Annotated in this window: 13 protein-coding genes; 5 read left to right on the top strand and 8 right to left on the bottom strand. The window is 69.0% G+C overall.

Annotated elements, in window-relative coordinates:
• Positions 1 to 25 precede the first annotated feature (25 nt).
• From ABD067_RS07510 to ABD067_RS07495, 4 genes are all read left to right on the top strand, one after another.
• Complete coding sequence (locus tag ABD067_RS07510) at positions 26 to 736, top strand: SDR family oxidoreductase (protein ID WP_343894598.1); 711 nt, start codon at positions 26 to 28, stop codon at positions 734 to 736.
• Between the two features lie 407 nt (positions 737 to 1,143).
• Positions 1,144 to 2,058, top strand: a complete 915-nt coding sequence (locus ABD067_RS07505; protein WP_343894596.1) for an IS1595 family transposase — start codon at positions 1,144 to 1,146, stop codon at positions 2,056 to 2,058.
• A complete protein-coding gene (locus ABD067_RS07500) occupies positions 2,055 to 3,065 on the top strand; it encodes a P63C domain-containing protein (RefSeq protein ID WP_343894595.1) in 1,011 nt (336 codons plus the stop codon). Before ABD067_RS07505 ends, ABD067_RS07500 begins: the two co-directional genes overlap by 4 nt.
• A 1,200-nt stretch (positions 3,066 to 4,265) precedes the next feature.
• Positions 4,266 to 4,952 carry an RraA family protein gene (locus tag ABD067_RS07495; protein ID WP_343894594.1) on the top strand — a complete coding sequence of 229 codons (687 nt, stop codon included), beginning with the start codon at positions 4,266 to 4,268 and terminating at the stop codon, positions 4,950 to 4,952.
• Here the strand turns inward: ABD067_RS07495 and ABD067_RS07490 are convergent.
• Together ABD067_RS07490 and ABD067_RS07485 are read right to left on the bottom strand one after the other, a co-directional pair.
• Positions 4,921 to 5,952 (bottom strand): potassium channel family protein, encoded by a 1,032-nt coding sequence (locus ABD067_RS07490; RefSeq protein WP_343894593.1) that lies wholly within the window; start codon positions 5,950 to 5,952, stop codon positions 4,921 to 4,923. The genes ABD067_RS07495 and ABD067_RS07490 overlap by 32 nt on opposite strands.
• A complete protein-coding gene (locus ABD067_RS07485; protein ID WP_343894592.1) occupies positions 5,949 to 6,317 on the bottom strand; it encodes a RidA family protein in 369 nt (122 codons plus the stop codon). The genes ABD067_RS07490 and ABD067_RS07485 overlap by 4 nt, the downstream gene beginning before the upstream one ends.
• 5 nt (positions 6,318 to 6,322) lie before the next feature.
• Here ABD067_RS07485 and ABD067_RS07480 point away from each other — a divergent pair, with 5 nt between their 5' ends.
• On the top strand, positions 6,323 to 6,880 hold the full coding sequence (locus tag ABD067_RS07480; protein ID WP_343894591.1) for a YqhA family protein: 558 nt from the start codon (positions 6,323 to 6,325) through the stop codon (positions 6,878 to 6,880).
• A gap of 49 nt (positions 6,881 to 6,929) precedes the next feature.
• On the opposite strand, the gene pufC is transcribed toward ABD067_RS07480, so the two are convergent.
• The 6 genes from pufC to bchZ form a co-directional block, all read right to left on the bottom strand.
• Positions 6,930 to 8,021, bottom strand: a complete 1,092-nt coding sequence (gene pufC, locus ABD067_RS07475; RefSeq protein ID WP_343894589.1) for a photosynthetic reaction center cytochrome PufC — start codon at positions 8,019 to 8,021, stop codon at positions 6,930 to 6,932.
• Positions 8,018 to 9,013: a photosynthetic reaction center subunit M gene (gene pufM, locus ABD067_RS07470; RefSeq protein WP_343894588.1), complete on the bottom strand. Its 996-nt coding sequence runs from the start codon at positions 9,011 to 9,013 to the stop codon at positions 8,018 to 8,020. Before pufM ends, pufC begins: the two co-directional genes overlap by 4 nt.
• Before the next feature lie 19 nt (positions 9,014 to 9,032).
• Entirely contained in the window at positions 9,033 to 9,857 is an 825-nt protein-coding gene (gene pufL / locus ABD067_RS07465) for a photosynthetic reaction center subunit L (RefSeq protein WP_343894586.1), read from the bottom strand.
• A 127-nt stretch (positions 9,858 to 9,984) separates the two neighbouring features.
• Positions 9,985 to 10,182 (bottom strand): light-harvesting antenna LH1, alpha subunit, encoded by a 198-nt coding sequence (gene pufA, locus ABD067_RS07460; protein ID WP_343894585.1) that lies wholly within the window; start codon positions 10,180 to 10,182, stop codon positions 9,985 to 9,987.
• A gap of 15 nt (positions 10,183 to 10,197) precedes the next feature.
• The gene (gene pufB, locus ABD067_RS07455; protein WP_343894584.1) at positions 10,198 to 10,437 is read right to left on the bottom strand and encodes a light-harvesting antenna LH1, beta subunit; all 240 of its coding nucleotides are present in this window, start codon (positions 10,435 to 10,437) and stop codon (positions 10,198 to 10,200) included.
• A 144-nt stretch (positions 10,438 to 10,581) separates the two neighbouring features.
• Positions 10,582 to 12,036, bottom strand: coding sequence for a chlorophyllide a reductase subunit Z (gene bchZ, locus ABD067_RS07450; RefSeq protein WP_343894583.1), 1,455 nt, complete (start codon positions 12,034 to 12,036; stop codon positions 10,582 to 10,584).
• Positions 12,037 to 12,040: the final 4 nt, after the last annotated feature.

Below are 12,040 nucleotides of genomic sequence, written 5' to 3'. Positions count from 1 at the left end.
ATCGGCGAGGAGGAGCGGCCGGGGCATGGCGGAAGCGCGGCGGGTGGCGCTGGTGACGGGCGGCGCGAAGGGCATCGGCCGGGCGGTCGCCGCCCGGCTGGCAGGGGACGGCTGGCGCGTGGTGATCGCCGACCGCGAGGCGGCGGCGACGCCGGACCACCCGGCGCGGTGCGTGCGGGCCGACGTTGCGGACGAAGCCGCCGTCGCCGCGCTGCTCGACGGCGTGCGGCGCGAGGAAGGCCGCCTCGACGCCCTGGTGTCCAACGCCGGTTTCATGGTCCGCAAACCCTTGCGCGAGCTGGCCCTCGCCGAGTGGAACGCGGTGCTCGCCACCAACCTGACCGCCACCTTCCTGCTGGTCCGCGCGGCGGAAGCGATGCTGCGCGACGCCGGCGGCGCCGTGGTGACGATGGCCTCCACCCGCGCCCGGCAATCGGAGCCGGACACCGAAAGCTATTCGGCGTCCAAGGGCGGCTTGGTGGCGCTGACCCACGCCCTCGCCGTCAGCCTCGGCCCGGCGGTGCGGGTGAACTGCATCAGCCCCGGCTGGATCGAAACGAAGGGCGAGGCGCTGCGCCCGGAAGACCACGCCCAGCACCCGGCGGGCCGCGTCGGCCGGCCGGAGGACGTGGCGGCGCTGGCGGCGTGGCTGCTCGGGCCGGAGAGCGGCTTCGTCACCGGCGCGGAGTTCGTGCTGGACGGCGGCATGACGCGGCGGATGATCTACGCCGAGTAGGGGTTGCGACACGAAAGGGGCGCGAGTGTCCGGTGCGGCAGAACGCAGCGGGATCATTTGTCCGTCTTCCCGTCCGTCAATCAATCCGTCCGGCTTTCCGGCTCGCTCTCGGGCATGGCGGACACCACCGTTCAATTCGGAAAGCTTTGAAGTTGCGGGCTTTTCGCTGCCGGACACTTAGAAATCTTCGTGTCGTGACCCCGAGTAGCCACAGACCCGTGACCGGCTTGGATAGATAGGCTTCGAGCGCGCTTCGACGGCTCAAGCTGCGCCGTCGCCACTGGCTGGGGCACATGCCGGGCCAGCATTTCGCCAGGATTACTACAGATGCCTAGGGTGTCTATATACGAGCTTGACCTAGCCGGTGGGGCGGGGTAGAACGGTCCTCTCAGTCGGGAGCGCCCGCCGTGTCAGCCTTCAACACCCTCAAGGAAGCGATGGACGCGATCCCCGATGAGGATGCGGCCATCGCCCACTTCACGCGGATCTGCTGGCGCGACGGCCCTTCCTGCCCCTACTGCAAGGGCAGCAAGATCTACACCTTCAAGGACGGGCGCACCCACAAGTGCGCCGCCAAGGGCTGCGGAAAGCGGTTCTCCATCAAAGTCGGGACGATCTTCGAGGGCACGAAGCTGCCGCTGCGGACGTGGATCCTCGCCATCTGGATGATCACCAGCCACAAAAAGGGCATCGCCTCCACCACGCTCGCGCGCGACCTCGGCATCACGCAGAAGTCGGCGTGGTTCGTGCTGCACCGGCTGCGGGAGGCGGCGGCGACCCGGAGTTTCAACGGCCCTTTGTCCGGCACCGTGGAGGCCGATGAGACCTTCGTGGGCGGCAGGAGCAAGAACAAGCACGCCTCCAAGCGCACGGGGATCCGCGGCCTGTCCGGCAAGGCCTTAGTGTTCGGCATTGTGGAGCGGGGAGGCGACCCCCGCATGGTCGCTGCGTCCGATCTCAAGGCGCGCACGGTCCAAGGCACCATAGCCGAGCACGTCGCGCCCGGGTCCACGGTGATGACGGACGAAGCCCCGGCTTTCGTCGGACTGCAAGGCCGTTACTCGCACCACTCCGTCAACCACGGCGCGGGCGAGTACGTGCGGCACTTCAACATCCACACCAACACGATCGAAGGCGCTTGGTCGCAACTCAAGCGCCAGATCGTCGGGGTCCACCACTTAGTCAGCGCCAAGCACCTGTCCCGCTACGCCGCCGAGTGCGGCTGGCGCTACAACCGGCGCAAGATGGCGGAGGGCGCGCGGGCCGACGCCCTGATCGCCGGATCCGACGGTCGGCTCACCTACAAGGCGCTGATCGCATGACCAAGAAGCAGAAGCAGGCACCCGCCGTTGACCTCGATTTCGACGAGGCATTGGCGCGGTTTGCGCAGACGGATCCAAGCGAGATGACCAACACCGGCGAAACCCCGGATGGCGGGGAGGTCCAACTTCCCAAAGCGACCCACCAGGGCAGCATGCAGGTCGGCGCGCTGGAACTGGACTGCTACGTCCTGGAGGACGGGCGCCGGGTCTTCCACAAGCGGGGCATGGCGAAGGCCCTGGGCATGAAGTCCGGCGGCGGCAACGTCTTCATGCGCGCGATGCAGCGCAAGGGGCTCGGATCCGCGCTCGGCACGGCGTTGCACGAGAAGATCGCAAACCCGATCAATTTCAAGCCGCTGACGCAGGATCTCGCCCACGGCTACGAAGCCGAAGTGCTCGTGGACGTGTGCAAGGCGATCATCCGGGCGGACGACGCGGGCAAGCTGCAACAAGGATCCCAAGCAGACCTCGCCGCGCAGGCGCGGATCCTCGAAAGGGCCTTTGCCAAGGTGGGCGTCGCCGCCCTCATCGACGAAGCGACGGGCTACCAGCAAGTCCGGGATCCGAACGCGCTGCGGATCCTTGTGCAGCAATACATCGAGGCCGAGAAGCGCGAATGGGAGAAGCAGTTTCCGGACGAATACTACGATGAGCTGAACCGGATTTACGGAAGCAAGCGGCTCACCATGACCGCTTCGGGCGCCGTTATACAGAACCGGCCGCAGCACTTCGCCAACTTCACGCGAAGCTACGTGTATCAGCCGCTTGAGAACGGCGCGGTATTGGACGAACTGGACCGCATCAACCCCAAGATCAACAGGCGAGGCACGCGAAAGGCGCGGTTCCACCAACACCTGTCGCTCGGCTACGGCATAGAGAAGCTGAAACGGCAGGTCCAAGAGGTGATGACGATTGCGAAGATCAGCCGCAGCGTGGGCGAGTTCAAGCGGCTGTTCGAGCGCCGCTTCCCGACCACCGGGTCGCAACCCGATCTCTTGGACAACTAGGATCCGTGGGGCGTAGCGCGGGCGGATCCAAGGTCCGCCCCACCGCCTAGGTCACATTCGTATATAAATGCCGATGCCTAGCATTACCTGTCATGCCTGGGTTTGCCCCTCCGCTCCCGCGGTGTTTGCCACCGGAGTTACAACAGCGGCAGGCCCCTGTTTACCAATAGCTCTATCAGGCCCTCGAAGCAGACGAACTTTCCCACGACACTCGAATGTTGCAAAAACCATTTTGTTCATGTTATGTTCGCATATTTGCAAGGCGAGATGGCCTGACCCATGCGACCGATCCTCCGCCCCCGGCCCGGCCATGTCACAGCAAACCGCCCGCGAACCCTCCCGCGTACCACGCCGCGCGCCTCATGCCTGCCGAGCGGGCATTTGTCCGAAAGCGCCCGCCCCACGCTCCGCCCCGCGCTTCCAGTCTTCCAAAGGCATGGCGACCGCACGGTTCCAGCCGCGCCGGAGACGCCGAAAGCAGCCGGCTCCCCGTCGAGCCTCTATTCGTCCGAAAACACCAAAACCAATCCCGGCTCCTTCCCCGATACGCCGACAGGCACAACGACCGCCCGTTTCCCAAACACGCACTCGACCAACCCGGCAGCCTTCCGGTCGCCAAATCCGTATTTGTCCGAATGCGCCACGCGCCACCCGATCCGGAGCGGCGACACTCCTTCCCGAACCGCATCCCCGGCGACCTTCCTGCGCCCGGACCATGGCCGCCGCGGCATTCGCCCGAATGCGCCAAACACCGCCGCCGCTCCGCGCTCCGATCCACGCCGGGCGCGGCGACGCTCCTTCCCGAACCACGTTCCCGGCGCCTGGACCGTGGTGGCGCCGGCATTTGTCCGAATGCGTCGCGCGCCTCCCGGTCCCGCGCGCCGGCCCGCCCGCCGGCGCGGCGATCTCTCCTTTCCGAACCGCGCCCCCGCGACCGCCCGGCGCCCGGACCGTGGCGGCCCCGGCATTTGTCCGAATGCAGCAAACGCCGCCGCCGCGCCACGCTCCGACCCGCGCCGGGCGAGGCGGCCGAACGGTCCCGGCCGCCCTCGCGGCAGCCCGCCGCCCCCTCCGCGTTTTCGGGCCAGGCACCCGCGCCCCGTGGCCGGACGCGGCCCGGCGCAACCCCGGCGGTGGCGGCTTGGCGCCGCCCGCCCGCCGCGCGATGCTCGCGCCGAACACCGGGAGGAAAAAATCGCCATGCTCGACAACCCGCCGCTGCTCACCGTCCACCGCGGGTTCCGCCGCGCGCCGCCCGAACTGCTGGAGCGCTTCCGCGGCGCCCAAACCTCGCATCTGGCGGACGCCATGGAAGGCCGCGGCGCGCTCGACTGGCGCGTCAAGCCGCTTGACCCGGCCAACGCGGCTTTCGTCGGCCCGGCGCTGACCGCCTTTGCCTACCCCGCGGACGTGGTCGGCGTGATGGGCGCCTTGGCGGAAGCGCGGTCGGGCGACGTGGTGGTGGTGGCGAACGACGGCTACCTCGGCACCGCCGTCCTCGGCGACCTCGTGGCCGGCATGATGAAGAACAAAGGCGTCGCCGCCTTCGTCACCGAAGGGCTGGCGCGCGACAAGGCCGGCATCCTGGCGACCGGCCTGCCCGTGTTCTGCGCCGGCGTGGTCCCCACCTCGCCCGCTGCCAACGGGCCCGGCACCGTCGGCGCCCCCGTCACCTGCGGCTGCATCCACGTCCGCCCCGGCGACATCGTGGTCGGCGACGCGGACGGCGTGGCGGTGGTGCCGCTCGACCGGGCGGAGGCGGTGCTGGCGAGCCTGGAGGCCGTGCGCGCCGCCGAGGCCAAGGCGGTCGCCGCGGTGGAGGGCGGCGCCACCGAGTCCGAGAAGGTGCGGCGCATCATGGCTTCGGCCCGGGTTCTGGGGGGCTAGCGCCCTCCGCCGCGGCGGCCGCCAGCGCCTCCCGTTCGTCCTCGTCGTCCGGCAGCTCGGATTCCGGCATCCCGGCCTGGCTGCCGCGCATGATCTCGTAGAAGCCGAACAGCAGCAGGAGTTGGCCCGACAACGCCTGCACCGTCGCCAGCAGCCGAATCCCGTCGTCGATGGGTTGGATGTCGCCGTAGCCGACCGTTGTGAGGGTCACGGCGCTGAAGTGCAACGCCCCTTGGAACCCGATGCGGATCGGCCCATCGGAGCCATGAAACAGCTCCTCGTGCGACAGTCCCTCCGCTATCCGGTACAGGCAGCCGAACGCCACAGTGAGCAGCGCCCAGAGGCTGCAATAGGCGGCCACCGGCACGGCGAGTAGGACGATGCGGCCCGTCATCTCGCGGAAGATCGCGGCGATATCGGCCAGCAGCCGCACCACCTCGCCCACCGTCGCCACGCTGATGGCGGAGATCAACGCCATGGCGCCGAGCAGCGCCAAGGTTTGGGTGCCGGGCGCCGCCCGGTTGAAGGGCAGCGCCAAGCTGAGCACCGCTACCGCCCCCATCGCGGCCAGCCAACCGGCGAAGCGCGGCAGGTGCGCCAGGTCCGGAGCGTGCGCTGCCGCGACCCAGGGCCGCAAGGCGCTCCGGAGCGTCCAGCACGCCCCGACGAAGGAGGCGATCGGCAACAGAAACGCGACCGGCCGCGCCCAATCCTCGGCGCCGGGGAAGGCGGAGCGCCCGACCACCGCGAAGAGGCAGGTGTACATGGCGAGGCCGTTGGCGGCGTTGAGCGCGAATTGCGGCCCCTGCGGGAAAAGCAGGTAGAGCGCCCCCACCGCCAGCCCGACACCGCAGAACGCGACGGCGGAGAGCACCCATCCCTCGTCGGCCACGCCGCCCGCCACGAGCAGCATCAGCACCAGCGCGGTCGCCTCGGACGTCAAAAAGCCGCGCGGCGTCCCGGAGCGGCGGCCGCGGCCGACCTGCTGATGCCCCTTCAACCCCGCCGCGCTTCCGACCCGGGTAGCGCCACGACGCCGGTGGTCTCCACCCGCCAAGCCGGGCCCACGAGCGGCGCCTGGACCGTCATCCGCGCGGGCTTGGCGGCCGGGTCCAGCCACCGGTCCCAGGCGCGGTTCATGGCGGGCGCGTCCGCGATGTCGGCGAGCAACACGGTCACGGACAGGAGCCGGCGCTTGTCGGTGCCGGCGTGGCGTAGCGACTCGTCCACTTGCCGGAGGATGTCGGCGGTTTGGCCTTCCGCGTCGAGGCCCGGGTCGTCAGCCACCTGCCCGGCGAGCCAAACCAACCCCCCATGCACCACCGCGCCCGACAGGCGTTGCTCCTCCGCCAACCTTTGGATCATCGAACATGCCCTCTCCCCAAGATCGCGGCGGGGACGCCGCGGTTTCGCTGCTCGCCACCCTGGGCCGCGCAATCCTGGCGACACGTTACGTGCTCATGGTCTTCTTCTTCGGCCTCGCGGCCAGCCTCGCCCTCTTCGCGGCCCGGTTCGTCGTGAAGCTCGGCGGGCTGGCGGCCGGCCTCTTCGACAAAGGCGAAGAGGACGTGCTGATCGCGGTCCTGCACTTGGTGGACTCCGCTCTGATCGCGTCGCTGGTCATGATCGTGGTGCTGTCGAGCTACGACAGCTTGGTGGACCGGCTGGCGCGAGAGGCCGATCAGGAAGACCTGGGCTGGGTCGGCCGCACCGACTACTCGAACCTCAAGATCAAGGTGGCGACGGCCATGGTCGCCATCTCGTCCATCCACCTTCTGCAGGTGTTCCTGAAGGTCGAGGACTACAGCCAGGAGGGCGTGATGTGGCGAGTAGTCATCCACGCCCTGTTCCTGGTGGGAGCGCTCATGCTGGGCCTGCTGGACCGCCTCACCCGTCACGGCGAGGCGGAGCAGAACGAAAGTGTCTAAAAAAGGCGGGGGCGCAACAGCCTTGCGCCCCCGCCCTGGCCTAAGGCCATCACCGCCTCGCCGATTCCGGAGGCGGGGGCGTGGCGGAAATCAGGTTCAGCTCCGGGTGTTCCGCGAGCATGCGCGCTCCGTTGAGCGGCTTGTAGGCGCCCTGGTGGCAGGTCGTGCAGTTGACCTTCAACGGGTCGCCCATCGGCCCGAGGCGGTTGGCAGGGAACACCGGCTTCAGCGGGTCGATGAAGGCCGTGTTGACGTCCCGCACCATCCGGATGCCGTGCCAAGCGTTCAGGCGCTGCGGGCTGCTCTGGCTCCAGTCGGCGAAGGCGCGGCTGTTGTGGCAATGCGTGCAGTTGACGTTCAACGCCTGAGAGAAGTGCATCATCAGGCCGTAGGTCCACTCCGTCTGCTTGATGGAGTGGCGATTCCCCTCCGGCAAGGGCGTGGTCCCGTTGACCCGGATGTCGCTCGCGCCCTCGAAGTACGGGCCGAAGATGTCGTAGGGCAGCGACGACATGCCCACGACGGGGGAGGCGAGGTTCTGGCTCGCCGGGTCTGCCGTGAAGCCACGGCCCCGCGACGGGTCGGGCGTCGGCGTCTGCGACCAGACGTTCAGCGGTACCGGGTTGCCGCGGTGGCAGGTGTAGCAGGTCACGCCCGCCTGGCCGACGTGGCTCGTCCAGTGCTCGTTGATGTGCTTGGTCATCTGCATCATCCGGCGCGCGACCACCTTGGTGTAGACGCTGTCCTCCGCCATGTTCTCCGGGTTGTGGCAGTAGTTGCAGCCGCGCTCCGGCGCGCCCGGCTCGGTCGGCCCGTCTATTTCGGGCGAGACCCATTCGGTGATGGATTGCATCAGGCGCCCGAACTGGCCGACGCTGAGGTTGCCCAGCACCTGCACGTTCTCGTAGACGTCCTTCGCTTTCGGACCGTCCGCGTCGGCCTGCTCGGGCGCCTCGGGGACGCCGTGGAGGTAGGCGTTCACCGCTACCGTGCGCGGGTTGTAGACCAGTTCCATCGCGGTGCCGCGGAAGCCCCTTTGGATGGCCGTGATCGGCGGCCGCTCGAAGCTGACCAGCGTGACGATGACGGCCGCCGTCGCCAGGCAGGCGATGGTCAGCCAGCTGTAGAAGCCCAGTCTCATCGGGGCGCTCCCATGGCTGCGGCGGCTGCGGGGTCGGGGATGGGCGGATACACGTCGGGGTAGCCCGGCGCGAAGCCCTGCTTGACCGCCCAAAGGTACCAGTTGTCCACCACCGTGCCGGTGAGCAGGATGCCGATGCCGCCCGTGATCGGGGTCAACACGGCGAACCACCACGCCCAGCGGTGGATGCTCTCGAAGGACGCGCAGAAGCCCATGGTCCAGCGCCAGAACAGGGCGCAGCGCTCGTGCGCCGTGCCGCGGTCGAGCGTCTGCTCCACCTCGCGCTCGGCGCCGAAGCGGCCCGCCGCCAGGATGGTGGCGCCGTGCATGGCGAAGAGCAGCGTCGAGCCGTAGAGGAAGACGATCGAGAGCGCGTGGAACGGGTTGTAGAAGAGGTTCCCGTAGCGCAGCGAGAAGGCCGCGGTCCAGTCGAGGTGCGGGAAGATGCCGAACGGCACCGCCTCCGACCAACTCCCCATCGCGATCGGCCTGATGAAGCCGAGCACGAGGTACAGCCAGATCGCCGCGCCGAAGGCCCAGGCGGTGTGGGTGCCCAGGCCCAACTGGCGCGCCCGCGTGTAGATCCGCACCCACCAGAGCAGGACCGAGATGGTCAGGAAGAGGCCGGCCAGCAGCCACCAGCCGCCCTTGTCCATCGGCGGTATGCTCAGGCCGTAGGAGGGCGCCGGCGGCTCCAGCGCCAGCCAGAAGAGCTGGCGCACGAACTGCACCGGGTCCCACCCCACCGAGGCCCACATGTTGAGCCCGATGATCTCGAAGGCCGCGAAGCCGAAGATCAGCGAGATGAGGCCGATCCAGCCCAGGTAGATCGGCCCGACCTGCGCGTCGCCGATCTGGCCGAAGACGTGCGAGAACGACGTCTTGCCCTGGCGGCCCGCAGGCTCGTGCGAGATCGCGACGCCGAGGTAGGCCGGGCCGCGCACCTGCACCCGCGTGAAGATGTTTTGGTATTCCAAGTCCAGCAAGGCCATCGCCGCGCGCTCCCCCTCGCTAGCTCCAGATGGGCAGGTTGAGCCACCAGCCCCACCATTCCGGCCAACCGCGTGTCCAGAAGGGGCCGCTGATGACGATGCACACCGCGCTCCAGAAGCCCGCGCTCAGGGCCGCGAAGAGGCCGAGGCGGTGGATGCCGAGGGTGCCGATCGAGTACCCGACGATGTCGCGGTAGAAGGTGTTCTCGTGCTCCGCCGTCTTCACCGGCTCGCCCTTGGGCGGGTTGAGGGCCGACAGCACCAAGGAGGCGTGCAGCGACAGGATCAGGGTAGTGCCGAAGAAGAAGCTGATGGCCAGCATGTGCGCCGGGTTGTAATGGAAGTGCAGGTACTGGTAGCCGGTGTTCGACACCCAATCGAGGTGGCTCCAGATCCCGTAGGGGAATCCGTGCCCCCAGGCGCCCATCAGCACCGGGCGGATCACCACCAGCGTCACGTAGGCGAAGATGGCGACGCTGAAGGCCACCGGGATGTGGTAGCCCATGCCCAGCTTGCGCGCGATCTCCGCCTGCCTGAGCGCCCAGGAGCAGAAGGCCCCGATGGCGCAGATGGTGATCGCCTGCCACAGCCCGCCTTCCTTGATCGGCGCGAAGCCGAGCCCGTATTTCAGGTCGGGCGGAGGGATGTTGATCAGCCAGATGTTGCCGGTGCCTTGCAAGGCGGCGCCGTAGATGATCAGCAGCGTCCCCAGCAGGGCGAAGAAGATCGTGGTGACGCCGAAGAAGCCGACGTAGAACGGCCCCACCCAGAAGTCGAACAGGTCGCCGCCGACCAGCGTCCCGCCGCGCACCCGGTACTTCTTCTCGTAGCTCAACATCGACATGGCGGCCCTCCCGACTCCCGCGGGTCGGCGGCGGTCGTCGACCGGCCCGCCCGAAGCGTTTCCTCCTCCGCCCGCGGACGGGACCGCGTCGCCACGGCCCCGTCCGCGGGCACTCCGCCGGCTGCGGCTACCGCGCGGGCGCCGGGGCCGGCAGCGGCGCGTTCTGCGCCGCGGGCGGGCTCACCGTGCCGCGCGGGCCTTCCAGCCAGTTGAACCGGTCGGTGCTGAGCAGGATGAAGTGGATCAGCAGCGCCAGCACCATCAGGAAGGTGAACAGCGCGATCAGCGTGCGCCGCGGGTCGAAGAGCAGCCAAACTCGCCACATGTACTGGGCCTCCCCTTAGGTGAGCATGGTCGCGACGGCGGTCGCGCCGTCGATCAGGTTGGACGAGTAGCCGCGCACGCCCGGCAGCCAGGGCCGCCACAACCAGACCAGGATGTGGGCGACGATGGCGATCACCGTGAAGACCACGAAGCTGGTGACGAAGATGCTGTGGAATTCCCTCGCTTCCGGCTCCGTCAGCCCCGACAGCGAGGCGTCCCGTCTGTCCCTCGTGTCGGACACCCTTACGTCAGACATGCAAGCACCTCTCTGGTAGCGGCCTCGCGGCCGTGGCCGCCGCGCCCTTCCCGCGCGGCCGGGACCGCCGCGGCGGGACGACGCCCGCCGCGCGCGATTGGTAGTGGCGGTCCGCACGGGGCGGGGACGGCGCGGCGGCCGCCGTCACGGCACGCCCTCCGCCGCCATGGAGCCGAGCGCACGGCGCGCGCGCTCCGCGGTCACGCGGGGTTCGGCGGCTTCGCGCGCCTCGCGCTCCACGCGGTCGCGCAGGCGCTTCGCCGCCGAGATGCGCAGCAGGAACGGCTCCGTGTCCACGCGCTCGTCGAGCAGCCGCGTCGCCTCGTCGTCCCACGCGGCCTCCTCCGGCCGCGCCGGCGTCGCCTCCACCCGGTCGAGGTCGGTGCCTAGCGGCAGGATGTGGAAGAGCGCGTCGAACAGCGCGTTGCAGTACTCCTGCAACACGTAGGTCGCGCCCGCGTAGCCCATGAAGGGCGTACCGGTGGAGCGGCGGATGATCGCGCCTGGGAAGGAAGCCGGGATGTAAACCGCCCGGCTGCGGCACTCGGCCGCGTACATCCGCTCGTTGTAGGAGCCGAAGAGCACCAGCGGCGCCTTGGTCCGCACCGCCTCCCGCACCGCCGCGTTGTCCGGCTTCATGCCGGCTTGGCGGGAGAAGGAGAAGGCGCAGGGAATGCCCAACTCCTCCTCCAGGTAGCGCTTCAGCCCGTGGACGTAGGTGCCAGTGGCCACCACGGCGAAGGAGGCGGAAGCGAAGAAGTCCTGCGTGACGCTCCGCCACAGGTCCCACACCGGCTTCAGCGTCGTGTGCCGCTCCCGCTCGATGAAGGGCTCAGGGTCGAGGCCGGTCAGCTCGCCGAGCTTGCGCAGGAAGTTGGTGGTGGCGAACACGCCTATCGGCGCCTGGAGGTAGGGCCTGTCCAGTTCCTCGCAGAGCCGGCGGCCGAACTCGCGGTACAGGCAGATGTTGACGTCCGCGTCTGGCAGCTTCGTGATGTCGTCCACGTGCGAGCCGAGCGGGAAGACCAGGTTGATCTCGCAGCCGATGCCTTCCACCAGCCGCCGGACCTCCGCGAGGTCGGAGGGCATGTTGAAGGTGCCGTAGATCGGCCCGATGATGTTGACGCGCGGCTTCGCGCCTTCCGGCCGCACCTTTCGCAACGCGGGTTTGGAGCGCTTGGCGCCGAACTCGGTCCACAGCCAGTAGATGGCGCGGTCGGCGCACTGCCACTGGTCCTCGTCGATGGTTCGCGGGATGAAGCGCAGCAGGTTCGAGCCCTCGGGCGTCACCCCCCCGCCGATCATCTCGGCGATCGAGCCGGTGACCACCACCGCGGGGAGGTCCGCGTCCTGCGTCGCGCTGGCGCGGCGCATCGAGCCTTCCGTGCCGTTCTGCGACAGCGAGTCCTCGTCCAGCCCCGTCACCACGATCGGCAGCTCGTGCGGCGGCAACCCGTCCGTGTAGTGCAGCACCGCCGTCACCGGCAGGTTTTCGCACCCCACCGGCCCGTCGATCACCACGCGCAGGCCGCGCATGGCGGTGAAGGCGTAGACGGCGCCCCAGTAGCCGCCGGCCCTGTCGTGGTCGAGCACGAGCATCGGC

It is taken from the genome of Craurococcus roseus, from assembly GCF_039523795.1.
Lineage (GTDB): Bacteria > Pseudomonadota > Alphaproteobacteria > Acetobacterales > Acetobacteraceae > Craurococcus > Craurococcus roseus.
This window is presented reverse-complemented; position numbering and strand designations above follow the sequence as displayed.